This is a genomic window from Azospirillum canadense (assembly GCF_025961225.1).
In the GTDB taxonomy this organism is placed as follows: Bacteria; Pseudomonadota; Alphaproteobacteria; order Azospirillales; family Azospirillaceae; genus Azospirillum; species Azospirillum canadense.
In genome coordinates, this window is the sequence record NZ_JAOQNG010000010.1 from 1,150,684 (window position 1) to 1,173,737 (window position 23,054).

At 67.9% G+C, this 23,054-nt stretch carries 19 protein-coding genes; 11 read left to right on the top strand and 8 right to left on the bottom strand.

Annotated features, from left to right (window positions below; translation table 11 throughout):
* Window positions 1-52: 52 nt before the first annotated feature.
* Window positions 53-532, bottom strand: coding sequence for a flavin reductase family protein (locus M2351_RS41170; RefSeq protein WP_264661733.1), 480 nt, complete (start codon window positions 530-532; stop codon window positions 53-55).
* Between the two features lie 193 nt (window positions 533-725).
* Here M2351_RS41170 and M2351_RS41175 point away from each other — a divergent pair, with 193 nt between their 5' ends.
* The 6 genes from M2351_RS41175 to M2351_RS41200 all read left to right on the top strand — a co-directional run bounded on the left by M2351_RS41175 (window position 726) and on the right by M2351_RS41200 (window position 7,583).
* Entirely contained in the window at window positions 726-1,844 is a 1,119-nt protein-coding gene (locus M2351_RS41175; protein ID WP_264661734.1) for a flagellar motor protein MotB, read from the top strand.
* Window positions 1,845-2,006: 162 nt separating this feature from the next.
* Window positions 2,007-3,506: a circularly permuted type 2 ATP-grasp protein gene (locus M2351_RS41180; RefSeq protein WP_264661735.1), complete on the top strand. Its 1,500-nt coding sequence runs from the start codon at window positions 2,007-2,009 to the stop codon at window positions 3,504-3,506.
* Window positions 3,503-4,480: an alpha-E domain-containing protein gene (locus tag M2351_RS41185; RefSeq protein WP_264661736.1), complete on the top strand. Its 978-nt coding sequence runs from the start codon at window positions 3,503-3,505 to the stop codon at window positions 4,478-4,480. The genes M2351_RS41180 and M2351_RS41185 overlap by 4 nt, the downstream gene beginning before the upstream one ends.
* A gap of 40 nt (window positions 4,481-4,520) precedes the next feature.
* The gene (locus M2351_RS41190; protein WP_264661737.1) at window positions 4,521-5,261 is read left to right on the top strand and encodes an arginyltransferase; all 741 of its coding nucleotides are present in this window, start codon (window positions 4,521-4,523) and stop codon (window positions 5,259-5,261) included.
* A gap of 255 nt (window positions 5,262-5,516) precedes the next feature.
* The gene (locus M2351_RS41195) at window positions 5,517-6,053 is read left to right on the top strand and encodes a TRAP transporter small permease subunit (protein WP_264661738.1); all 537 of its coding nucleotides are present in this window, start codon (window positions 5,517-5,519) and stop codon (window positions 6,051-6,053) included.
* 18 nt (window positions 6,054-6,071) lie between these two features.
* Complete coding sequence (locus M2351_RS41200; RefSeq protein ID WP_264661739.1) at window positions 6,072-7,583, top strand: TRAP transporter large permease; 1,512 nt, start codon at window positions 6,072-6,074, stop codon at window positions 7,581-7,583.
* A 105-nt stretch (window positions 7,584-7,688) separates the two neighbouring features.
* On the opposite strand, the gene M2351_RS41205 is transcribed toward M2351_RS41200, so the two are convergent.
* From M2351_RS41205 to recO, 3 genes are all read right to left on the bottom strand, one after another.
* The gene (locus M2351_RS41205) at window positions 7,689-8,786 is read right to left on the bottom strand and encodes a TRAP transporter substrate-binding protein (protein ID WP_264661740.1); all 1,098 of its coding nucleotides are present in this window, start codon (window positions 8,784-8,786) and stop codon (window positions 7,689-7,691) included.
* A gap of 421 nt (window positions 8,787-9,207) precedes the next feature.
* Entirely contained in the window at window positions 9,208-11,466 is a 2,259-nt protein-coding gene (parC, locus tag M2351_RS41210; RefSeq protein WP_264661741.1) for a DNA topoisomerase IV subunit A, read from the bottom strand.
* Window positions 11,467-11,484: 18 nt separating this feature from the next.
* Complete coding sequence (gene recO / locus M2351_RS41215) at window positions 11,485-12,207, bottom strand: DNA repair protein RecO (protein ID WP_264661742.1); 723 nt, start codon at window positions 12,205-12,207, stop codon at window positions 11,485-11,487.
* Window positions 12,208-12,426: 219 nt separating this feature from the next.
* On the opposite strand from recO, the gene M2351_RS41220 reads away from it, so the two are divergent.
* The gene (locus M2351_RS41220) at window positions 12,427-14,592 is read left to right on the top strand and encodes a putative bifunctional diguanylate cyclase/phosphodiesterase (RefSeq protein WP_264661743.1); all 2,166 of its coding nucleotides are present in this window, start codon (window positions 12,427-12,429) and stop codon (window positions 14,590-14,592) included.
* Window positions 14,593-14,688: 96 nt separating this feature from the next.
* On the top strand, window positions 14,689-15,072 hold the full coding sequence (locus M2351_RS41225) for a hypothetical protein (protein ID WP_264661744.1): 384 nt from the start codon (window positions 14,689-14,691) through the stop codon (window positions 15,070-15,072).
* A gap of 10 nt (window positions 15,073-15,082) precedes the next feature.
* Here M2351_RS41225 and M2351_RS41230 read toward each other — a convergent pair whose 3' ends face one another.
* Together M2351_RS41230 and fbaA are read right to left on the bottom strand one after the other, a co-directional pair.
* A complete protein-coding gene (locus tag M2351_RS41230) occupies window positions 15,083-15,523 on the bottom strand; it encodes a DUF1772 domain-containing protein (protein WP_264661745.1) in 441 nt (146 codons plus the stop codon).
* Window positions 15,524-15,597: 74 nt separating this feature from the next.
* Window positions 15,598-16,689, bottom strand: coding sequence for a class II fructose-bisphosphate aldolase (gene fbaA / locus M2351_RS41235; RefSeq protein ID WP_264661746.1), 1,092 nt, complete (start codon window positions 16,687-16,689; stop codon window positions 15,598-15,600).
* Window positions 16,690-16,885: 196 nt separating this feature from the next.
* Between fbaA and M2351_RS41240 the strand changes: the two genes are divergently transcribed.
* Window positions 16,886-18,787, top strand: coding sequence for an alpha-amylase family glycosyl hydrolase (locus M2351_RS41240; RefSeq protein WP_264661747.1), 1,902 nt, complete (start codon window positions 16,886-16,888; stop codon window positions 18,785-18,787).
* Between the two features lies 1 nt (window position 18,788).
* On the opposite strand, the gene M2351_RS41245 is transcribed toward M2351_RS41240, so the two are convergent.
* Window positions 18,789-19,781, bottom strand: coding sequence for a small ribosomal subunit Rsm22 family protein (locus M2351_RS41245; protein ID WP_264661748.1), 993 nt, complete (start codon window positions 19,779-19,781; stop codon window positions 18,789-18,791).
* Between the two features lie 26 nt (window positions 19,782-19,807).
* Window positions 19,808-20,773 carry a lytic transglycosylase domain-containing protein gene (locus M2351_RS41250; RefSeq protein WP_264661749.1) on the bottom strand — a complete coding sequence of 322 codons (966 nt, stop codon included), beginning with the start codon at window positions 20,771-20,773 and terminating at the stop codon, window positions 19,808-19,810.
* A 442-nt stretch (window positions 20,774-21,215) separates the two neighbouring features.
* On the opposite strand from M2351_RS41250, the gene M2351_RS41255 reads away from it, so the two are divergent.
* Window positions 21,216-21,881 (top strand): TetR/AcrR family transcriptional regulator, encoded by a 666-nt coding sequence (locus M2351_RS41255; protein WP_264661750.1) that lies wholly within the window; start codon window positions 21,216-21,218, stop codon window positions 21,879-21,881.
* Window positions 21,874-23,049, top strand: coding sequence for an efflux RND transporter periplasmic adaptor subunit (locus tag M2351_RS41260; RefSeq protein ID WP_264661751.1), 1,176 nt, complete (start codon window positions 21,874-21,876; stop codon window positions 23,047-23,049). The genes M2351_RS41255 and M2351_RS41260 overlap by 8 nt, the downstream gene beginning before the upstream one ends.
* Window positions 23,050-23,054: the final 5 nt, after the last annotated feature.

A 23,054-nucleotide genomic window follows, 5' to 3' on the forward strand; every position in this document is an offset into this window, starting at 1 on the left:
GAATGAGGCCATATGAATTTAAAGCGAATAAAAATTCGCTTTAAAGCCGCCCTTACGCGAGCTTCTGGTATCCGCCGCGGAAGTACAGCAGCGGGCGCCCCTCCTCCGATCCGGCCAGGCGGCGGACACGGCCGACGATGATGACGTGGTCGCCGCCCTCGTAGAGGTGCTCCCGGTCGCATTCCAGGTTGGCGAGGCAGCCCGTGAGGATCGGCACGCCGGTGTCCCAGCGCTCCACGCCCAGCCCTTCCCAGCGTTCCTGCAGGTCGCGACGGGAGAATCGCGCCGACAGCTCCGCCTGATCCTCCGCCAGGATGTTCACGGCGAAGGACGGGGCCGTCGTGAAGGCCTCGAACGACATGGCCGCGCGGCCCAGGCAGAACTGCACCAGCGGCGGATCCAGCGACACCGACGAGAAGGAGTTCACGGTCACGCCGATCTTCTCCCCATCCGGGGCGATGGTGGTGACGACGGCGATGCCGGTGGCAAAGCATCCGAGGGCGTTGCGGAAAGCCCGAGGTTCGAAAGTCATGGCGGCCTTTGTTCGGCTCGACGAAAGGGCGGTTGCCGGGGCTTAACCCAGCCGGCCCGCTGGCGCAAGCCGGAACTGCCGCGGCAAAAGCCCCGGGCTGCCCGGTCTACGTCCTGCTCCATTAAATGGATCTTAAGGATGAGGGACCAACCTTCGGACGCTCGACGAATCCACAAGGTCCGACCCGCCCGCCATGTCCGCGAACCCCGGCGGCACCGAACAGCCGATCATCATCAAGAAGAAGAAGGGCGGGCACGGCGGCCATCACGGCGGCGCGTGGAAGGTGGCCTACGCCGACTTCGTGACGGCGATGATGGCCTTCTTCCTGCTGTTGTGGCTTCTGAACGTCACCACCTCGGACCAGCGCAAGGGCATCGCCGACTATTTCTCGCCCGCCGCGGTCAGCCGGGAGCAGTCGGGCTCCGGCGGCATGCTGGGCGGCCGCACCATCACCGCGCCGGGCGCGCAGATGTCGCCCTCCTCGCCGATGTCGGCCGACGTGCCCGTCTCCGGCCCGCCCGGCTACGCGACCCAGGACGGCGACGAGTCCGCCGACCCGACGGAGGCTTCCTCCAGCCAGTCGTCCTCCCCGACGGAGCAGAAGCCCAGCGAGTCGCGGACAGACTACCAGAAGCGGCTGGAGGAGCAGGCCAAGCAGGTGGGCATCCCCGGCCAAAAGCCGGGGGAGAAGCTGTCCGACTTCGCCGACCGCGTGAAGGAGGGCGGGGAGAAGCTGGTGGAGGCCCAGAAGGAGGCTCGGCAGTTCCAGCAGGCCGCCACGGAGATCCGCCAAGCCATCCAGTCCGTGCCGGAGCTGGAGCCGCTGGCCCAGAACATGATGATCGACCAGACGCCGGAAGGCCTGCGCATCCAGATCGTCGACCAGGATCGCGTGTCGATGTTCCCCGGCGGCTCCGGGCAGATGTACCCGCAGACCCGGCAACTGGTCATGCAGGTGGCCAAGGCGCTGGCCAAGCTGCCCAACAAGCTGTCGATCAGCGGCCACACCGATGGCACGCCCTTCCCCTCCGGCTCAGGGCGCGACAATTGGGACCTCTCGGCGGAGCGTGCCAACGCGACGCGACGCGCGCTCGTCCAGGGCGGCATCGCGGAGGACCGCATCCAGGAGGTGACCGGCCGCGCCGACCGCGACCTGCTGGTCCCCGACCAGCCAGGCAGCCCGCGAAACCGCCGCATCAGCATGGTCCTGATGCGCGAAACCCAAGCCGGCGGCACGCCGCCCGCGACCGGCGGGGCGTCCGCCGCACCGGCCGATACCAAAGCCGCACCCGCGCCGGCACCTAAGCGTTAGCTTCTTTCTTTCCGCTATACCACTTCTTGTTCTGTCATTGCGTCGCACAACGCCCGGAACGTTTGCCCCTGTTCAAAACGCGAAACGTTGGTCCATACTTCCTCTCGGACACCATTGCCATTCGGCATCGGTCAATTGAGAGCAGAAGCTGCGGGGGAGTCTGTGAGCGTACCCGAGGGCAAAGCGACCGACCTACTCTCATCCTACGATCCGGGCCTGTACTACGACGAGCTGTTCGGCGGCCGTGACCGGCCGGCCGAGCACGCGGCGCTGATACGGCAGCGGCTGGCCGGGCTGAATTTCGGGGAGCTGCTGCGGCGCTCCCAGGACGCCGAACGGGAACTGTACAACCTCGGCATCACCTTCCTGGTGTATTCGAACAAGGACGCGGTGGACCGCATCCTGCCGTTCGACATCATTCCCCGGGTCATTTCGGCCAAGGAATGGGCGCACCTGGAGGCGGGGATCAACCAGCGCGTCGCCGCGCTGAACCTGTTCCTGCACGACATCTACCACGACCAGAAGATCCTGAAGGACGGGGTGATCCCGGCGGATCTGGTGCTGGGCAACAACTGCTTCCGGCCGCAGATGGTCGGGCTGGACGTGCCCTTCGACACCTACATCCACATCATGGGCGTGGATCTGGTGCGCGACCGCGAGGGCACCTTCCGCGTGCTGGAGGACAACGGGCGCGTGCCGTCCGGCGTGTCCTACGTGGTGGAAAACCGCCACATGATGCAGCGCGTCTTCCCCGACCTGATGCAGGACATCGGCATCCGCCCGGTGGACAACTACGGCCACAAGCTGCTGGACGCGATGATGGAGATCGCGCCGCAGGACGTGGGCGATCCCCAGGTCGTGCTGCTGTCGCCGGGCTCCTACAACTCGGCCTATTTCGAGCACATCTTCTTGGCGCGCGAGATGGGCGTGCCGCTGGTCGAGGGCCGCGACCTCGTGGTCGAGAACGACCGCGTCTACATGAAGACGACCAATGGTCTGGCGCGGGTGGACTCGATCTACCGCCGCATCGACGACGCCTTCCTCGACCCCAAGGCCTTCAACCCCGACAGCATGCTGGGCGTGCCGGGCATCCTGGAGGCCTACCGCAAGGGCAATGTGGCGCTCGCCAACGCCATCGGCACCGGCGTCGCCGACGACAAGGCGATCTACTGCTACGTGCCGCGGATGATCAAATACTACCTGGACCAGGACGCGATCATCCCCAACGTCGACACCCGCATCTGCCGCGAGGCGGACTCGCTCCAGTACACGCTGGACAACCTGGACAAGCTGGTGGTCAAGCCGGTCGGCGAGGCCGGCGGTTACGGCATCACCATCGGCCCGCGCGCCAGCAAGGAGGAGTTGGCGGACTGCCGGGCGAAGCTGCTGGCCGACCCGGCGAACTACATCAGCCAGCCGGTCGTCGACCTGTCGGTCTGCCCCACCGTGACGGAGGACGGGATTGATCCCCGCCACGTCGACCTCCGCCCCTTCGCCATCACCGGCAAGAACACCTGGGTCCTGCCCGGCGGCCTGACCCGCGTGGCCCTGAAGAAGGGCACGCTGATTGTGAACTCGTCGCAGGGCGGCGGGTCCAAGGACACCTGGGTTCTCCAGGATGGGATTCTCCAGGATGGGGTTCAGGAAGGGGGCGCGTCGTGAATCTTCTGGCCCGTTACGCCGAATGCATCTTCTGGATGGCCCGCTACATGGAGCGGGCGGAGAATCTCGCCCGCATCCTGGACGTGCACGAAACCTTCGCCCGTGACACGCGCGGCATGACGAACTGGTTCTCCATTGTCCAACTGAACGCCGACGAGAAGGACTTCTTCAGCCGCCACGACCGGCCGACCGCCGAAGCCGTGGTGCGCTACTACATGTTCGACAGCCAGCACGCGAACTCGCTGGTGTCGATGCTGCGCATGGCGCGTGAGAACGCGCGCGTGCTGCGCCCCTGGATCTCGACCGAGATGTGGACGCAGATCAACGTGTTCCACAACAAGCTCGTGGAGATGAGCGGCAAGGACGTGCCCATTCCCAACCTGTCCAAGGTCTGCACCTGGATCAAGGAGGAATGCCAGACCCACACCGGCATCACCGAGGGCACCTTCTATCGGGACCAGGGCTGGTATTTCTACCAGCTGGGCAAGTACATCGAGCGGGCCGACCAGACGACTCGGCTGCTCGACATCAAGTACCACACCCTGCTGCCCTCCCCGGTCGAGGTCGGCTCGACCCTGGACATGAGCCAGTGGACCACCGTGCTGCGGTCGGCTGCCGGCTACCACGCCTTCCGGCGTGTCTACCCGCGGGGGATGACGCCCACCACGGTCGCCGGCTTCATGATGTACAACGAGGGTTTCCCGCGATCGGTTGTGATGTGTGTGCGACAGATCGACGGCCTCTTGACCCGCTTGAAATCGCGCTACACCTTGCGCGGTGGCAGCGAGGCAATGGAGAAGGTGGACGAGCTGCTGGGTGCGCTGTTGGCGCGCCCGATCGAGGAGGTGATCCGCGGCGGCCTGCACGAATATCTGGACTGGGTGCAGGGCCAGCTGAACGGCGTCACCAATGAGATCGGGCTCGCCTTCTTCGGCCGGGAACCCGTCGCGACCGCCCAAGTTCAAAGCCAATAGGCCCAACGCCCACAAGTTCAGCCCCCAACAGCCGGAATCCATGTCGGTCATCCAGCCGCAGCACCGCCCGCTCCAGCAGTTCTTCCGGTCCGGGCCGATGCCCTGCCCCTATTTGCCGGGGCGGGTGGAGCGCAAGCTGTTCACCCGGCTGTTGGGTCCCTATTCGGCGGAGGTCAATTCCACCCTGTCCCGCGCGGGCTTCCGCCGCAGCCACGACATCGTCTACCGCCCCGTCTGCCCGAACTGCCAGGCCTGCGTGCCGGTGCGCATTCCCGTGGCGACCTTCGAGGCGAGCCGCTCGCAGAAGCGCGTGGCCCGGATCAACCAAGATCTTCACCTCCACGAGGCGCCAGCCGTCGCCACAGGGGAGCAGTACCGGCTGTTCGCCACCTACCAGAACTCCCGCCACGGCGAGTCCGACATGGCCCGCATGGCCATGGCCGACTTCGCCGCGATGATCGACGAGGGGCGGGCCGACACCAGCCTGTTCGAGGCCCGCGACGCGCACGGCCGGCTGGTCGGCTGCATGCTGACGGACCGGCTCACCGACGGCTTCTCGGCCGTCTACAGCTTCTACGACGCGCGGCAGGACCGGCGCAGCCTGGGCACCTGCATGATCCTGAGCCTGATCGAACGCGCGCAGGCGGAGGGGCTGCCCTACGTCTACCTGGGCTACTGGATCGAGCAGAGCCGCAAAATGGCCTACAAGGCAAAGTTTCGTCCGCTGGAGGCTCTTGGCCGCGATGGTTGGTACCGGCTGCCCGAAGGCGCGGAACGCTGAGCGCTGAAGGCCGCCCGTTGAATGCTGCCGGGACCGGCCTTTTGCTCGCACTTATTGCGGCAATCCCGTAAGAAGCTTTCACGCTCTTGCAAATCGATGGCGTGCTGCGGAATATTGCCGCCATCAATTACCCTTTGGGGTAACCTTTAAAGAACGGGCCATCGCCGCCGGCGCGCCGCCTGCGGCTTCGGTCAACGGACAACAAAAAGGGACAGAGCGGGGCACGCCCCGCTTCTTGCACAGGGAGGCTCTCCGTTGAGGTTCCTGCTCCGAATCAGCGGGCTCATCGATGCTGTCAACAACGGCATCGGCAAGCTCGTCTACTGGCTGGTGTTGGCCGCGGTTGTGGTCAGCTCGGTCAACGCGGTGGTTCGCTACAGCATCAACTACAGCTCCAACGCCTGGCTGGAGCTGCAGTGGTACCTGTTCGCCGCCATCTTCATGTTGTGCTCGGGCTACACGTTCCTGCGCAACGAACACATCCGCATCGACATCATCCTCGGCCGCTTCTCCAGGCGGGCCCAGGCGGCGGTCGACGTGTTCGGCATCGTCGTCTTCCTGTTCCCCATGGCCATCCTGATCATGTGGCTGTCCTGGCCCATGTTCATGGACAGCTTCCGCACCGGCGAGATGTCGAGCGACGCCGGCGGCCTGATCCGCTGGCCGGCCAAGCTCCTGGTTCCCGTCGGCTTCTTCCTGCTCAGCGCGCAGGGCCTGTCGGAGCTGATCAAGCGCATCGCCTTCCTCGCCGGGGTCATCGACCAGCCGGGCGAGAAGATGCACAGCCACTAAAGGACCGGGACCCGAACCATGGCTGAAATGCTCGCTGCCAATATGGCGCCGTTTATGTTCGCGGCGCTGGTGTTCTTCCTTCTGCTGGGCTTCCCGGTCGCCTTCGCGCTGGCCGCCAACGGTCTCATGTTCGGCCTGATCGGCGTGGAACTGGGGCTGCTGACCCCGGCCCTGTTCCAGGCCCTGCCGGAACGCGTGTTCGGCATCATGCGCAACGACACGCTGCTGGCCATCCCCTTCTTCACCTTCATGGGCCTGATCCTCGAACGATCCGGCATGGCCGAGGACCTGCTCGACACCATCGGGCAGCTGTTCGGCCCCTTGCGCGGCGGTCTGGCCTACGCGGTGATCTTCGTCGGCGCCCTGCTCGCCGCCACCACCGGCGTGGTCGCCGCCTCGGTCATCTCCATGGGCCTGATCTCGCTGCCGATCATGCTGCGCTACGGCTACGACCGCCGCCTGGCGTCGGGCGTCATCGCGGCATCGGGCACGCTGGCCCAGATCATCCCGCCGTCGCTGGTGCTGATCGTGCTGGCCGACCAGCTCGGCCGCTCGGTCGGCGACATGTACGCCGGCGCCCTGGTCCCGGGGCTGGTGCTGACCGGCCTGTACGCCGGCTACATCCTGATCATGACCATCGTGCGGCCGGAGTTCGCCCCGGCCCTGCCGCCGGAGGCGCGCTCCTTGCGCGGCTTCAAGCTGCTGCTGCGCGTGCTGACCTCGCTGGTGCCGCCGCTGGTGCTGATCTTCCTGGTGCTGGGCACCATCTTCCTCGGCATCGCGACGCCGACGGAGGGCGGCGCCATGGGCGCGGCGGGGGCCATCCTGCTGGCGCTGGCCAAGCGCAAGCTCGGGCTGGGGCTGCTCCGGCAGGCGATGGACACGACGGCCAAGCTGTCGTCCTTCGTGATCTTCATCCTGATCGGCTCGACGGTGTTCGGCCTGGTGTTCCGCGCGGTCAACGGCGACCTGTGGGTGGAGCATCTGCTGACCAACCTGCCGGGCGGCGAGCTGGGCTTCCTGATCGTCGTCAACCTGATGGTCTTCGTGCTGGCCTTCTTCCTCGACTTCTTCGAGCTGGCCTTCATCATCGTGCCGCTGCTCGGGCCGGTCGCGGAGAAGCTGGGCATCGACCTGATCTGGTTCGGCGTGCTGCTCGGCGTGAACATGCAGACCTCCTTCATGCACCCGCCCTTCGGCTTCGCCCTGTTCTTCCTGCGCAGCGTCGCGCCGCGCGAGGACTACAAGGACAAGATCACCGGCAGGATCATCGCGAAGATCACCACCGGCCAGATCTACTGGGGCGCCGTGCCCTTCGTGATCATCCAGCTGATCATGGTGGCGCTGGTCATCGCCTTCCCCGACCTGGTCTTCTCCGGCCTGGACCGCGGCGAAAAGATCGACCTCGACAAGGTGAAGATCGAGATCCCGCAGTTCGACACCAACGAACCGCCCCCGCCCTTCGGCACGCCGGACCAGCCGGCCGACGATCCGAACGCGGACATCATGAAGCAGTTGCAAGGCAAGTAACGCCCCGCAACCTCCCCCTCTCCCGCCCCCGGCGGGAGAGGGGCAAACAGGCACCGCAACAAAAAAAACCCCGCTTCCGCGGGGCTTTTTCTTTTCAGGCTTTCCTTATCCCTTCGTCTTGGGCGGCGGGGCGCTGAAGACGAAGTTGTCGAAGGTGTTCTCGGCGACGCGGAACCACAGGTATTCCTCGTCGCGGAACTTGCGCCACTGCTCGTAGACCTTCTTGAACTTCTCGTTCCGGGCCGACTCTTCCTCGTAGACCTCGAAGCTCGCCTGATAGCAGGCCTGCATCATCTCGCGCGGGAAGGGCTTCAGGATGGTGCCGGCGCCGACCAGCCGCTTCAGGGCGCGCATGTTCTGGACGTCGTACTTGCCCAGCATGTCCAGCGTGGCGTCGGAGCAGGCCGCCTCGTAGATCGCCTTGTAGTGCTTGGGCAGCTGTTCCCACTGCGGCAGGCTGACCAGCATCGACACCTGCGGGCCACCTTCCCACCAGCCGGGATAGTAGTAGTACTTGGCGACCTTGTTGAAGCCCAGCTTCTCGTCGTCGTAGGGGCCGACGAACTCCGCGGCGTCGATGGTGCCCTTTTCCAGCGCCGGGTAGATGTCGCCGCCGGCGATCTGCTGCGGCACGACGCCCAGCTTGGTGAGGATGGTGCCGGCGTAGCCGCCGATGCGGAACTTCAGGCCCTTCAGGTCGTCGATGGTCTTCAGTTCCTTGCGGAACCAGCCGCCCATCTGCGTGCCGGTGTTGCCGGCGCCGAACTGGATGATGTTGTAGCCCTTGTAGAACTCCCGCATCAGGTCCATGCCGCCGCCGTAGGTCATCCAGGCGTTCTGCTGGCGGGCGTTCAGGCCAAAGGGCATGGCTGAATCAAAGGCGAAGGTCGGGTCCTTGCCGACATAGTAGTAGGAGACGGTGTGGCCGCACTCCACGGTGCCGTCCTTGACGGCGTCCAGCACCTGCAGGCCGGGGACCAGCTCGCCGGCGGCGAAGGTCCGGATCTGGAACTTACCTTCCGTCATTTCGGCGACGCGCTTGGCCACGAACTCGGCACCACCATAGATGGTGTCCAGGCTCTTCGGGAAGCTGGAGGCGCAACGCCACTTGATCTCGGGGTTGCTCTGCGCGATGGCCGGCGCGGCGAGGGTGCTGGCGGCCACACCGACACCGGCGGTGGTCAGGAATGCACGGCGTTTCATCAAAGTCTCCCTGAATCCCTTCCTTGCGTCGCCGATGCACGCCGTCGTTCCGGCCCCCGAACGGGAGCCCGGCCTGCAAGGCGGGAAGGTGTTGCGTGAGTGAATGGCAACGCCGGGGCGGCCATCACCGTGTGCGCTACGGTCGGCGGTTCACCCGGGCTGCGGGTGTGTCGGGTGCCGGTGTGCGGTCACACGGAATGGTGGAGCCCATGCGTTTGCCTCCCTGCGGTCCGGAGCTTGGCTGGCCTGGGGCAAACCCTGGGGCGAACCGCTCCGACTCCTTTTGACGGGAAGACTATGCCGGAAACGCGGGGCAGAGTTCAAGGCCAAGCATGGCTTGCCAGCCGCGGAATCGAAAATTTGTGCGCGAACAAGCGCTGAAAGCGAAACGGGAGGCCGAAGCCTCCCGTTCCGTTGCGCGTCAGGTGAAGCGGTTCACCTTGGGAAAGCCGTTGGGCGGCATCTTGCCGACCCCGGCCCGGTTGCCGAGCCAGCCGGTCAGGTTCGTCACGTTGAACTGCCGCTCGCCGTGCTTCCAGCTCAGCCCCTCGGCCAGGGTGAAGACCTTCAGGTCGGACAGGCTGCCGTCCTTGTACTTCTGCAGCTGCACGCCCTTGCCGCGCGTCATCTCCGGCACCTGGTCCAGCGGGAAGACCAGCAGCAGGCGGTTGTTGCCGATCACGGCCACATGGTCGCCCTCCACCGGGATGCAGATCTTGGCTTCCTTGTTGTCATCCGGGTTCAGCACCTGCTTGCCGGCGCGGGTCTGGGCGACGACCTCCGTCTCCTCGACCTGGAAGCCGCGGCCGTCCTCCGACGCAACCAGCAGCTTGCGGCCGGGCTGGTGCTTGAATAGCGCCAGGATGTCCACGTCGTTGCCAAGCTCGATCATCAGCCGCACCGGCTCGCCGAAGCCGCGCCCGCGCGGCAGCTTGTCGGCGGACAGCGTGTAGAACTTGCCGTTGGTGCCGAAGACCAGCAGCTTGTCGGTCGTCTCGCAGTGGACCCAGAAGCCCTCCGCGTCGCCGTCCTTGTACTTCACGTCGGCGCGCTCGACGTCGTTCAGGTGGTTGCGCACCGCGCGGATCCAGCCCTTCTTGGAGCACAGCACGGTCAGCGCCTCGCGCTCCACCATGGCGTCGACGGGGATGTCGATCACCGCGGCGGCCTCGGCCACCTGGGTGCGGCGGTCCTCGCCGAAGCGCTTGCGCGTCTCCTCCGTCTCCTTGCCGATGGACTTCCAGCGCAGGCCCTCGTCTGCCAGCAGTTCGACCAGCCCCGCCTTCTCGGCGCTGAGCTTCTCGTTCTCCTTGCGGATTTCCATCTCCTCCAGCCGGCGCAGGTTGCGCAGCCGCATGTTCAGGATGGCCTCCGCCTGCACCTCGGTCAGGGCGAAGGCGCGCATCAGGTCCTGCTTGGGCTCGTCCTCCTCGCGGATGATGCGGATGACCTCGTCCAGGTTCAGGAAGGCGATAAGGTAGCCGCCCAGCACCTCCAGCCGGTGGTCGATCTGCGCCAGCCGGTGGTTGGAGCGGCGGACCAGCACCTCGTGCCGGTGGTCGAGGAAGGCGTCCAGCACCTCGAACAGGTTCATCACGCGCGGGACGTTGTCCTTGTCCAGCACGTTCATGTTCATGGCGAAGCGGATCTCCAGGTCGGTCGCCTGGAACAGCGAGGCCATCAGGACCTCGGGGTCGACGTTGCGGCTCTTGGGCACCAGCACCAGCCGGACGTCCTCCGCCGACTCGTCGCGCACGTCCTCCAGCAGAAGCAGCTTCCGGTTGGCCAGCAGCTCCGCGATCTTCTCGACCAGCCGGGCCTTCTGCACCTGGTAGGGCATCTCGGTGACGACGACCTGCCAAGTCCCCTGGCCGAGCTTCTCCACCTCCCACTTGGCACGCAGACGGAACGATCCGCGGCCGGTTCGATACGCTTCAACAACGTTCGCCCGCGGCTCCACCAGCACGCCCCCCGTGGGGAAGTCGGGGCCGGAGATCAGCGTGACCAGATCCTCGATCCTCGTCGGCGCCGGCAGTTCCTTTCCGGCCAACGCCGCCTTCACGCAGTCCTGCTTGTATTTCAGGACCAGCCGCAGGGCGGAGCAGATCTGGGCGACGTTGTGCGGCGGGATGTTGGTCGCCATGCCCACGGCGATGCCGCTGGACCCGTTGGCCAGCAGGTTGGGGAAGTTGGCCGGCAGCACCGCCGGCTCTTCCCCGTCGCCGTCGTAGGTCGGTCGGAAGTCGACGGCGTCCTCGTCGATGCCCTCCAGCAGGGCCTTGGCGACCTCGGTCAGGCGGGCTTCCGTGTACCGCATGGCCGCGGCGTTGTCGCCGTCGATGTTGCCGAAGTTGCCCTGGCCGTCGATCAGCCGGTAGCGCACGGCGAAGTCCTGCGCCAGGCGGACCAGCGCGTCGTAGACCGCGGTGTCGCCGTGCGGGTGGAATTTGCCGATCACGTCGCCGACGACGCGGGCCGACTTCTTCGGCGGCGTCGACGGGTCCAGCCGCAGTTGGCTCATGGCGTAGAGCAGCCGCCGGTGCACCGGCTTCAGGCCGTCGCGCACGTCGGGCAGCGACCGCGCCATGATGGTGGACAGGGCGTAGCTCAGGTACCGCTCGCTGAGGGCCTCGCGAAGCGGCTTGTCCGAAATGTCGAGGACGGGGTCTTGGGACGTCATGCCTTTTGGATACCAAATCTAGCTGCGGCGCGCCACCGCGTTCGCGTAACGTTCTCTTAATCGTTCACGCGCCGGCGGCACGGGGCCGCTCAGCACGTGGCGTTCCAGGAAGTGTTCGGTCAGCCGCAACCCTTCCTCCACCTCGCGCGGACCGCCGCCGCCCAGGCCGATCAGAAAGCCCGGCAGGGGCAGCAGCCGGTCGCGGTAGGGTTCGCCCACCGCGGCGGACACGGCGCGGCCGGTCCGCGGGCTGACATAGGCGAGGTAGTCGTTGGTGCCCGTCACCGCGCAGCGGTCCAGATCCAACCCGAATCCCAACTCGCCCAGCAGCCCGACTTCCCACCGCACGTAGGTCTCGGCCCAGGCGTCGGTTCCCAGCAGGCCAAACAGCGCCAGCAGGCCGTCGAACAGGGCGCTGTTCGGCTCATGCTCCGGGATCGCCGCTTCGACCAGGGCGCAGGCGGCGGTCAGCGCGGCCAGCCGCGGCGGGTCATCGAGGAAGGCCGCGGCGTAGCCGTGCGCCGTCTCCAGCGAGAAGTTGCCGAGATGCTCGGGCAGCCGCCCGCGCCAGCGCGCCGCGACCAGCGTGCCGGGTTCCAGACTGCCGCGCTGCCGGCTCGACCGGCCGCCCATCACCATGCCGGCGTGGCGCCCATGCTCCCGCGTCAGCAGGCTGGCGACCGCCGACGTCTCGCCATGGGGGCGCGTCGACAGCACGATGCCCTGATCGGACCATTCCATGCCCATGCTCTACCAAGTTGTCCGCGGGCCCGCAATTCGTCCGACGATCCCCGGTGGCAGCGGCCTGCGCGTCAAAGACGTTTCGCAAGCGCGAAAGAAAGTTCGTACGGGCACGAACTTCACTTCTCCTTCACCATTCCGGCAATATGGTGGCGGCCGGCGTGTCAGCATTGCGGCGGTCAGGCGGCGCACGGTCACCGCTGGTTCATGAGGGGGGTCTTGAGCAGCACGATCGACCGATACCTGTTGGCCGAGAAAGCCGGCTCCGAGGGCGTTTGGGACTGGGACCTTCGCAACGACTCGATGTTCCTGTCCCCGCGCTTCAAGGACTTTCTCGGACTGCCGCCGGGCGACTCGAACCGCCCGGAGGATTGGCTCGACCGTGTCCACCCCGAGGACATCGACTGGCTCTACGCCTCCTTCGAAGGTCAAATGGTGGGTGTTTCGGTCCCTTTCCAGATCGAACACCGCGTGCTGCGCACCGAATCGGATCCCGCGGGGGAGGATGGCGCCGCCAACAACGGACGCTGGCGCTGGCTGGTCTGCCGGGGCATGGCTGTCATGGACGAATCGGGCGACCCGGCCCGCCTCGTCGGGTCGGTCGCCGACATCACCGACCGCAAGAACGCCGAGCGGGACCTGCGCCGCAGCGAGGAGCGCTACGCCCTGGCCGCCGCCGGCGCCAATGACGGCCTGTGGGACTGGCGGATCGACACGGGCGAGGTCTACTACTCCCCGCGCTGCGCGGCCCTGCTGGGGCTGGACGCCGCCACCCCGGCCAATGCAAAGGCGGCCGACACCACGGCGCCCAACACCACGGCGGCTTGGTTCAACCGCGTCCTCCCCGACGACCGGGAGGGGCTGAAGAGCGCCATCGACCTGCATCTGGCGGGCGAGCGCGACCACGTGGAGCACGAATTCCGCATCCACGCCGCCGATGGCGGCACGCCCTGGCTGCTCGTGCGCGGCCTCGCCGTGCGGGAGGCCGGGCGGGCGGTGCGCATCGCCGGCTCGATGACCGACATCACCGCGCGCAAAAAGGCGGAGCAGCAGGTGCTGTTCGACGCCTTCCACGATGGCATGACCGGCCTGCCGAACCGCACGCTCCTGCTCGACCGCGTCGGGCAGGCGCTGGACCGCAACCGCCGCGCCGGCGGCAAGCCCTTCGCTGTGCTGCTCATTGACCTCGACCGCTTCAAGTCGATCAACGACGCGCTGGGGCCGGCGGCCGGCGACACGCTGCTGAAGATCATCGCGGACCGGCTCAATTCAATCCGCCGCATGGGCGACACGCTGGCCCGGCTGTCGGTGGACGAGTTCGCCATGCTGCTGGACGACGTCGCCGACGTGGGCAGCGCCCTTGCGGCGGCGGAGCGGATGGCCGCGACCATCGGCCGCCCGTTGGCGCTGGACGGGCACGAGCTGGCCCTGACCGCCTCCATCGGCATCGCGCTCAGCGCCACCGGCTATGACCGGGCGGAGGACATGCTGCGCGACGCCGGACTCGCCATGTACCGGGCGAAGTCGGGCGGCCGGGCGCGCATCGACGTGTTCGACAGCAACCTGCGCCGGCAGGCGATGACGCGGATCCGCACGGAAACCGACCTGCGCACGGCGCTGGAGCAGAACCAGCTCTGCCTCTTCTACCAGCCGATCATCGGGGTGTCGGCCGGGCGCATCGCCGGTTTCGAGGCGCTGATGCGCTGGCGCCACCCGGAACGCGGGCTGGTCCCGCCCGGCGAGTTCATCCCGCTGGCCGAGGACTCGGGCCTGATCGTCCCCATGGGCCGCTGGGCTCTGCGCGAGGCGACGCGGCAGCTCAGCCTGTGGCAGCGCAGCTTCCCGCGCCGGACGCCGCTGTTCATGAGCGTCAACGTCTCCTCCCGCCAGTTCCGCGACGACGACCTCGTCGGGCTGGTGCAGGAAGTGCTGGACGAATACCGCGTCCCGCCCGCGACGCTGAAGCTGGAGATCACGGAAAGCCTGCTGATGCAGGATCCGGCCAAATGCCGGGAGCTGATGCAGATGATCCGCGACATGGACGTGCGCCTGTCCATCGACGATTTCGGCACCGGCTATTCGTCGCTGTCCTACCTGCACAAGTTCCCGGCCGACACGCTGAAGATCGACCGCAGCTTCGTCCAGGCGGTGTCATCAGGCGAGGGCAACGCCGCCATCGTCCAGGTCATCACCACGCTGGCCACCATCCTGGGCATGGACGCCGTGGCCGAGGGCGTGGAGACGGAGGCGGAGGCCGAATTCCTGCGCGACATCATGTGCAAATACGCGCAAGGCTATCTCTACGCCCGCCCCGCTCCGTCGGAGGACATCGAGCGGCTGCTGGTCAAGGAACTGACCGAACCGCTGGTCGACGGCATCTTCTGACCCGAAAGGCAATCCTTGACCCAACGGGGACTTTCCCCCGGCCCCCGCTCTGTGCGAGTGTCCGCGCTCCCCGTCGAGTTAAAAGGAACTTGGGTTATGGCCGACCGCACCTGCGGAGAGTGCACGCTGTGCTGCAAACTGATGGGCGTGCCCGAACTGAAGAAGCCGTCGGCCAAATGGTGCGTGTCCTGCGACCAGGGCAAGGGCTGCACGGTCTATGAGGAGCGCCCGCCCTCCTGCCGGAACTTCCAGTGCTTCTGGCTGATGGACGAGAACTTCCCCGACGAGTTCCGCCCCGACCGCATCCACGCGCTGGCCGCCTTCAACGACGTCAAGGACAGCTGCGTCCTGCACGTCGATCCGGCCAAGCCCCGCGCCATGTCCAGCCCGGAAGTCAACGCCCTGATCGACGCCCTGCTGAAGGCCTACAAGAAGGTCTTCATCCTCTCCGGCAAGGAAAGCGCCCTGATCCAACGCTGACGGGACCAACCTACCGCCGAACCACCGCCATGCACGTGGCCAGGAACGCGCCGAACACGATCAGCGCGTTCGCGGCGTGCGCCCATTCCCATTGGCGCCGCAACGCGTTCCAATTCTCCGGCGACCGGGTCCAGTTCGCCGTTTCCTGGTTGGCCGGGAAAATCCAGACAAAGAAGACGGCGAGGCTCAGCAGAACCAGCAGGGCTGAGATTCCGGCCCAACGCGCCGCCGCACGATCACGGCGACGCTCCAGAGCCGCCAAGGCGCCGTTCGCGAAGAACGCCACGATGATCGGGATACCGAACAGGGCCCAGCCGGCGTAAATGCCCTGGACCACGAAGTAGGCATCCCGCTCCATCCCGATCTTCGCCGGCAACTCGGACAGGTGAGCACCACTCGGGACGAGGATGATCGCCATGAAGGCGATGGTGAACAGCCGCAGCATGGTCATCGCATGCCCCCGCCGTTATGCCGTGGTCTATCCCCCTCTCCCGCCCCCGGCGGGAGAGGGGGATAGGCTTCCCCTTACTGCGCCAAGCTACGCCCGGCCGACCCAAGGTCAGCAAACGCCTCGTCGAGGCGGCTGGCGACGCCCTTCTCGCCGACCCGCAGCCACTTGCGCGGATCGTACAGCTTCTTCTGCGGGGCGCCGGTCGCCGGGTCGATCTGGTGCGTGAAGGCGACGGGGTTCGCGTTCACATAGCCGCCGATGGCGGAGGCGAAGGCGAACTGGGTGTCTGTGTCGATGTTCATCTTGAACACGCCGTAGGACACCGCCTCGCGGATCTTGTCCTTTTCCGAGCCGGACCCGCCGTGGAAAACGAGGCTGAGCGGCTTGTCGCCGCCCGTCCGTGCCGCGACCGCCTCCTGCGAGGCCTTCAGGATCTCCGGGCGCAGCTTCACGTTGCCGGGCGCATAGACGCCGTGGACGTTGCCGAAGGACGCGGCGATGGTCACGTGGCCGATGGGCGACAGCGCGTCATAGGCGCGCAGCACGTCCTCCGGCTGGGTGTAGAGGTGTGCATTGTCCGCGGACTCCTCCAGGTCGTGGCCGATGCCGTCCTCCTCACCGCCGGTCACGCCCAGCTCGATCTCCAGGCTCATCCCCAGCGGCGCCAGCCGTTCCAGCACCTTGGCGCATTCGGCGATGTTGGTCTCCAGCGGCTCGGCCGACAGGTCGATCATGTGGGAGGAGAAGAGCGGCTTCCCGGTGCGGGCCATGAAGGCCTCGCCGTGGTCGATCATGCCGTTCACCCACGGCAGCAGGGACCGGTCCGCGTGGTCGGTGTGCATGATGACGCAGACGCCGTAGGCCTCGGCGAGCAGATGGACGTGCTGCGCAGCCGACACGGCGCCGAGAACGCGAGCGGTGTGGGCGTCCGGGCAGCCCTCGCCGGCGAAGAATCGCGCACCGCCGTTGGACAGCTGGATGATCACGTCCGACTTGTTGCGCGCCGCCGCTTCCAGCACCGCGTTGATGCTGTTGGTGCCGATCACGTTCACCGCCGGCAGGGCGTAGCCGCCGGTCCGGCAGGCGTCCAGCAGGGCCAGGTAATCCGCCCCCGTGACGACGCCCGGCGCCAGCTTCAGGCGCTGCCGGAGTTCCTGATCAGACATTCGTTCCTCCCAACCTTCATGGATCGCGGGCGCAGAATGCCCCGGACCGTCCGGACCTGTCGAGCGTGACGGCCCCGCGCCACGCCCCCACCCCCGGATGCGCCAGCGTGGACGCAGCGCCTTCCGCGCGAAAAACCTTTCGTTAACCATAACAGCCCACCCTGCCGGCGCCCCTTCACCAGCGGACCGCCGGACGATGACCGCCCTTCCCCGCCTCTTCCTGGCCATCGCACTCGCCACCCTGCCCGTCCTCACGCTGCCCGGAATCGCGCAGGCGGACGGACCGTTGGCCTTCCGCAACGATGGCGGGGAGGCCTGGACCTTCCGCAAGACCGTCGAGGGCACCGTCGCGTCAGGCGCCTGCGACCGCGTGGAGGTCACGTCGCCGCTCGGCTCCGCGGTGGCGGAGGTCGACGGCACCCGTTTCACCGCGACCGTTCCGCTGGCCTCCGGCGACACCGACCTCCGCGCCGTCTGCCTGCACGAAACGCAGGCCAAAACCTCCGACTCGCAGCGCTGGACGGTCCGCCTTCCCGACACGCCGAAGGCCTGGGTGCGCGCCGTCGCCACCGCCGACGGTTTGGTCCTCGATGCCGGCCGCAGCGAGCCCGCCGAAGGCGACCCGAGCGTCATTGCAAAGACGGAATGGCGCGCCGCCCCCGGCAACCCGGCCCCCATCCCGTCCCTGCCCAGCGCCGAAAAGCGCCTCACCCTGCCCACGCCTCCGGCCGACGGCGAGTACCGCGTCACGTTGCGGGTGACCGACGCGCTAGGCCGCACCGACGAGAGCATGGCCTTGTTCCGGGTCCGCAACGGCCGCGCCGAAGCGGTCGATCCGCAGCGCCACCACCCCATCTGGATGGCCGGCGCTGTCGTCTACGGCGTCGTCCCGCACCTGTTCGGCCCGCGCGGCCTCGCCGACGTCACCGCGCGCCTGGACGACATCGCCGCGCTGGGCGCAACGGCCCTCTGGCTGTCGCCGCTGACGGAGGCGCCGGGGCTCGACTTCGGCTACGCAGTGATCGACCATTTCCGCGTCCGCGCCCGTTTCGGCAGCGAGGACGACCTGAAGGCGTTGGTCGCCGCGGCCCACGCCCGCGGCCTGCGCGTGCTGATGGATTTCGTCCCCAACCATCTGGACGAGCATCACCCCTACCACGCCGACGCTGCGGCGCACGGTCCGGCCTCGCCCTATTACCGCTTCTTCGACCGCAAGCCGGATGGCGCTGTCTCCAGCTACTTCGCCTGGACCAACCTGAAGAATCTCAACTACGACAACCCGGAGGTGCGACGCTACATGACCGCCGCCTTCGCCCATTGGGTGCGCGACCTGGGCATCGACGGGTTCCGCGTGGACGCCAGCTGGGCGGTGAAGGAGCGCGCGCCGGAGTTCTGGCCGGGCCTCCGCGCGGAGCTTCGCCGCATCAACCCCGACCTTCTATTGCTGGCCGAAGCCTCGTCCCGCGATCCCTGGTACGTGGAGAACGGCTTCGACGCCGCCTACGACTGGACCGACCAGCTCGGCCAGTGGGCTTGGCACGACGCGTTCGACGACGGCGCGCCGACCGCGGCACGCCTGCGCGCGGCACTGTCCGCCTCGGCGCCCGGCACGCCGGTATTCCGCTTCCTCAACAACAACGACACCGGCGCCCGCTTCATCACGCGCCATGGCTTGGCCCGCACCAAGGTCGCCGCCGCCCTGCTGATGACCCTGCCCGGCATTCCCGGCCTCTACACCGGCGATGAGGTCGGCGCCGCCTATGAACCTTACGGGGAGCCAAAGCCGATCGCCTGGGATGACCCGCAAGGGTTGCGCCCCATCTACACCCGGCTGAGCGAACTCCGTCGCAACGAACCCGCCTTGCAGGGGCCGACGCTGGAATGGCTGTACACCGCCAGCCCCGACACCGTGCTGGCCTACCGCCGTCCCGGTCCGGAGCCGGTCACCGTCGTGCTGAACTTCGGCGCGGGTCCGGCCGAGCCGCCCCGCTTCGCCGGCCCGATGCGCGACCTGCTGACCGGCACCGTCCTGCCACCCGGCGCGACGCTCCCGCCCACCACCGCCTGGGTGCTGAAGCCTGCTAACACGCAGATGTGACTCACGGAGCGGGCGAGTCGACCGGGCCCTCCAGCACGTCGCCCCAGTCCAGGCGGCGTGCCGCCTTGAAGAGCGCGCCGTCGCGCTTGCCCAGCACCCGCTCCGACGCGCCGCCGTCCCGGCCGCAGAGCTTGAAGCCGACGCGACCGTTCCCAGCCGACCAGGGCGGGGCGATGATCCGGGCCTCCGGCCGGGCGCCGGGGTGACGGGAAACGGCCACGTAGGCGTATTTCTCGTCCTCCCACGGCACCTCGCCCCCCTTGGCCAGCCGGTGCAGCCGGGACCGCGCCACCCGGCGGGAGAAATGGCACCAGTCCGGCGCCGCCAGCGGGCAGGCCGCGCTGTGGACGCAAGGCGCCAGGATGTGGGCGCCGGCCTCCGCCAGCCGCCGCCGCGCCCGCAGAATGCGGCCCCACCCCGCCGGGGTGCCGGGCTCCACGACCAGCAGCGTGTCCGCGGTCAGCGCCCACAGCCGGTCGACCAGCCGGTCCCGCGCCTCCTCCGACAGCTCGTCCAGGACATAGGCCAGCGTCACCAGATCCCGCGGCTCCCCCTCCGGCAAGCCAGAGGCCACGTCCCCCGCCCGCCACTGGATGCGGGCCGGAACCGCCTCCCGCGCCAGGGCCTCGCCCACCGCCCGGATCGCCGGACTTCCCTCGACCAGCAGGACATCGTCGAGGCTCGGCCAGCAGTCGGCCGCCGCCCACAGCGCCGTGCCCGGCCCCGCGCCGACGTCCAGCCCCGTCACCGGCGCGAAGTCCGGCCGCGCCTCCGCCACCACACCCATACTGGCTCGGACTGCCGCGTAGGTTGCCGGCAGCCGGGTCGCCAGATAGGCCCGCGCGGCCAGATCGTCCGACAGATGGAAGCGCCCATCCCTCACCTCCGCCCGGTACCGCTGCGAAAGCCTGTCCGCGGCCCGCTTCAGATCGGACAGCGCGATGCCATCCAGCGCGCGGTCCACCGCGTGGCGGAGCGTGGGGGGAAGTTCCATGACTGCAGAACCGAGGGAGTTGAGCCTTACAGGCCGGCCGCGCCGCCGCCGGCCAGGGCCACGCAGACGCGGTCCTTGCCTTCCAGGCTGCCGCAGCCGCCGCTGCGCTGGGACACGAAGCGGATGACCACCCGCTCGCCCTTGGCGGCGGCGTTCGGCGGCAGGAGCGCTTCGGCGACCATCGTCTCCACGGAATGCTCCGGCGCCTTATCGGGCTTGGCCGCCACGGCCCGCGCGGTCGCCGAGTTGCTGCGGTCAGCGGCGGCGACGAACTCCAGGACGGGCTTCGCGCTGGACCGTCCCTTCGGCTCAACCGACCGCGGTGGGGGCGGCGGCTCCAGGGCGGCGACGGCAACCGGCGGAGCGGCAGGGGCCGGCGTGCCCGGCTCAAGCCGCGGCTCCGGCTTGGGAGCCTCCGCAACCACCACGCCGGGGGCCGCCTGCGGAGCGGGCTGCGGCGCGGTGGCCGGAACGACGGCGACCTCGATGGCGGTGGCGCCCGCCGACTGCGAGGCCGTGCGCGGCTCGACGCCGCGGAGCACCGGCGTCAGCGCCGCCAGATACATCCTGGTCTCGCGCGGCATCTTCTGCTTCTTGGCAAGGACCGCCGCGTAGCAGGCCGGGCCGCAGTTGTAGGCCGCCAGGAAGCCCGGCGCGCCGAACAGGTCATACATCTCGCGCAGATAGGCGGTCCCGGCCAGGATGTTGTCCCGCGGGTTCGACGGGTCGGCGCCCAGCCCGTATTGCCAGCGCATCATGTCGTAGGTGCCCGGCATCACCTGCATCAGGCCGATGGCGCCGGCCGAGCTGGTGATGGTGCGTCCGTTGACCAGCGAGCGCCCGCCGCTTTCCCGCATCATCACGGCGCGGATCCACTTCTCCGGCACGTCGAACCGTTCCGACGCCTCGCGAATGTGCGGCACCCAGGGGGCCAGCGGATCGTTCGGGTCGATGGGTTTTGCCGCCACATCCACCGGCGCGGTGGGAGCCATCGCTGTATCCGGAGCGTTCGAGGCGCATCCCGCCAAGCCGAGTGCGACGATCAGGGCAACACCGGCGGCACGGGCCGCTTTGAGGTCTCGATAAGCCACAAGGAAGGGTCCGTGCTGGTGGCGCAAAGTCGAAGGCGTTACCCCCTCTTTGCGGTGTATAGATGGCCGCTGTCAAGCATCAACGCGGGTGTAATGGACCGATTCGACGGCATTTAGCTTTTTTCATCTGCTTACGGAATGGATTCGACGCAAAAGCCGTTCATCCACTTTCGGCCTTCCCTGGCGAAGGGCGTAGTCGGATTTGCCGAGGCCCATCGACGAGAAACGCGCTGTTTTGTCACGCCTTCCGCGCGTGGCGCTCGGACGGAAAAAGACCGACAAAGCCTTGACGAATATACGACCCGTGCTTATTGAATGAGCGTTCATTTAGTTTCGAGCCGACATGCCCGATACCGCCCCACCGCCGACGCAGCGCCGATCCCGCCGCAAGGAAGCCCGCCCGGCCGAGGTCATCGAGGCCGCGCGCGACCTGTTCATGTCGCGCGGATACGCCGCGACGAAGCTGGAGGATGTCGCCCGCAAGGCCGGGGTCAGCGTCGGCCTGCCTTACCTCTATTTCGAGAACAAGGAAGGGCTGTTCAAAGCCGTCGTCCGCGAATCGATCCTTCCCCAGTTCCGCATGGGGGAAGAGATGCTGGACAGCTTCACCGGCAGCAGCGAGGAGTTTCTCCGTTTCCTGGCCCACAAGTTCTGGGAAATGGAGCAGAGCCCCAACGCCGGCCTGTCCAAGCTGGTGATCGCAGAGGCCGGAAACTTCCCCGACATCGCCCGCTTCTACATGGAGGAGGTCGTGCTGCGCGGCCGCCGCTTCTTCGCGCGCATCCTCCAGCGCGGGATCGACCGCGGGGAGTTCCGCCCGATGGACGTGGAGCAGATGGCACGCGTCGCGGCAGCCCCGCTGACGATGCTTTCCCTATGGAACCGCTCCTTGCGGCCCTACGAGCCCGACCCGGCCCTGGCCGCCGGAGAACCCTACATTGACGCCTACCTCGACCTCATGCTGCATGGGCTGAGGGCCGCACCCAAGGACGCACCGCGCCATGATTGACGCCAACCCCGGCACTCTCGACCACCCCGTGGGCCAGCGCCGCAGCCTCGTGCGCCGGATGGCGCTGCCGGTCCTGATCGTCGCCGCACTGGCGGCGGGCGGGGCCGCCTGGAAGGTCCGCACCGCCGGGGAGGCCGCGGCCGTGCCGACCCACGCCCCACTGCCGGCGGAACGGCCGGTCGAACTGGCGGCGGTCGAAATCACCCGCGCCGCCGCCCGCACACTGGTGGAGACCGTGCGGCTCAGCGGTTCGGTGCAGCCACTGGAGCAGTCGCTCGTGAAGTCGGAGGTCGCGGCGCGGCTGGTCGAGGTGCCGGTGCGCGAGGGGCAGGCGGTGCGCAAGGGACAGCTGCTCGCCCGCTTCGACACGGTGGAACTGACCGCCAAGCTGAACGAGAAGCTGAGCAACCTGGAAGGCGCCAAGGCGCAGCTGGTGCTGGCCGAGAAGACGCGGGCGAAGAACCTCGCCCTGCGGCAGAAGGACATCGTGTCCGAGACCAACATGGACCAGGCGCAGAGCACATTCCGCTTCCAGCAGGCCGCCGTGTCGGCGCTGGAGGCGCAGGTGGAGCTGAGCCGCAAGGCGCTGCGCGACGCCACCGTGCTCAGCCCGATCGACGGCACCGTGGCGGAGCGCGCGATCAACCCCGGCGAGACGCTGGCGGTGAACGCCAAGATGTTCTCGGTCGTCGACCTCAGCCGCGTGGAGGTCGAGGCGACCGTGCCGGCTGACGACGTGGCCCGGCTGAAGCCCGGCCAGACCGTGCGGCTGCGCGTCGAGGGATTCGGCGCGCGGGAGTTCGTGGGCGAGATCGCGCGCATCAACCCCATGGCCCGCGCCGGCACCCGCGCCATCCCGGTCTATGTCAGCCTCGACAATGCCGACGGCAGTTTGCGCGGCGGCATGTTCGCGGCCGGCGACGCGGTGGTCGCCCAGGCCGATCGCGCCTTCGCCCTGCCCCCCGCCGCCGTCCGCCACGACGCCGAGGGCGACTTCGCGCTGGTCGTCGCCGGAGACCGGGTGGAGCGCCGCAAGGTGCAGGTGCTGGGGACGTGGTCGCGTGGCGACCTCGTGCAGGTGGACGGCGTTGCCGAAGGCGACGTCGTGGTGACCGCCCCCCTGCCCGGCCTCGCCGCCGGGCGGGCGGTGAAGGTCGTGGGGAGCTGACGGCT

Excerpts from the sequence above, each read along its gene's own strand:
- M2351_RS41170 (WP_264661733.1), bottom strand. The coding sequence starts at position 532 with ATGACTTTCGAACCTCGGGCTTTCCGCAACGCCCTCGGATGCTTTGCC.
- M2351_RS41175 (WP_264661734.1), top strand. The coding sequence starts at position 726 with ATGTCCGCGAACCCCGGCGGCACCGAACAGCCGATCATCATCAAGAAG.
- M2351_RS41190 (WP_264661737.1), top strand. The coding sequence starts at position 4,521 with ATGTCGGTCATCCAGCCGCAGCACCGCCCGCTCCAGCAGTTCTTCCGG.
- M2351_RS41200 (WP_264661739.1), top strand. The coding sequence starts at position 6,072 with ATGGCTGAAATGCTCGCTGCCAATATGGCGCCGTTTATGTTCGCGGCG.
- M2351_RS41205 (WP_264661740.1), bottom strand. The coding sequence starts at position 8,786 with ATGAAACGCCGTGCATTCCTGACCACCGCCGGTGTCGGTGTGGCCGCC.
- parC (WP_264661741.1), bottom strand. The coding sequence starts at position 11,466 with ATGACGTCCCAAGACCCCGTCCTCGACATTTCGGACAAGCCGCTTCGC.
- recO (WP_264661742.1), bottom strand. The coding sequence starts at position 12,207 with ATGGAATGGTCCGATCAGGGCATCGTGCTGTCGACGCGCCCCCATGGC.
- M2351_RS41225 (WP_264661744.1), top strand. The coding sequence starts at position 14,689 with ATGGCCGACCGCACCTGCGGAGAGTGCACGCTGTGCTGCAAACTGATG.
- M2351_RS41230 (WP_264661745.1), bottom strand. The coding sequence starts at position 15,523 with ATGACCATGCTGCGGCTGTTCACCATCGCCTTCATGGCGATCATCCTC.
- fbaA (WP_264661746.1), bottom strand. The coding sequence starts at position 16,689 with ATGTCTGATCAGGAACTCCGGCAGCGCCTGAAGCTGGCGCCGGGCGTC.
- M2351_RS41240 (WP_264661747.1), top strand. The coding sequence starts at position 16,886 with ATGACCGCCCTTCCCCGCCTCTTCCTGGCCATCGCACTCGCCACCCTG.
- M2351_RS41245 (WP_264661748.1), bottom strand. The coding sequence starts at position 19,781 with ATGGAACTTCCCCCCACGCTCCGCCACGCGGTGGACCGCGCGCTGGAT.
- M2351_RS41250 (WP_264661749.1), bottom strand. The coding sequence starts at position 20,773 with ATGGCTCCCACCGCGCCGGTGGATGTGGCGGCAAAACCCATCGACCCG.
- M2351_RS41255 (WP_264661750.1), top strand. The coding sequence starts at position 21,216 with ATGCCCGATACCGCCCCACCGCCGACGCAGCGCCGATCCCGCCGCAAG.
- M2351_RS41260 (WP_264661751.1), top strand. The coding sequence starts at position 21,874 with ATGATTGACGCCAACCCCGGCACTCTCGACCACCCCGTGGGCCAGCGC.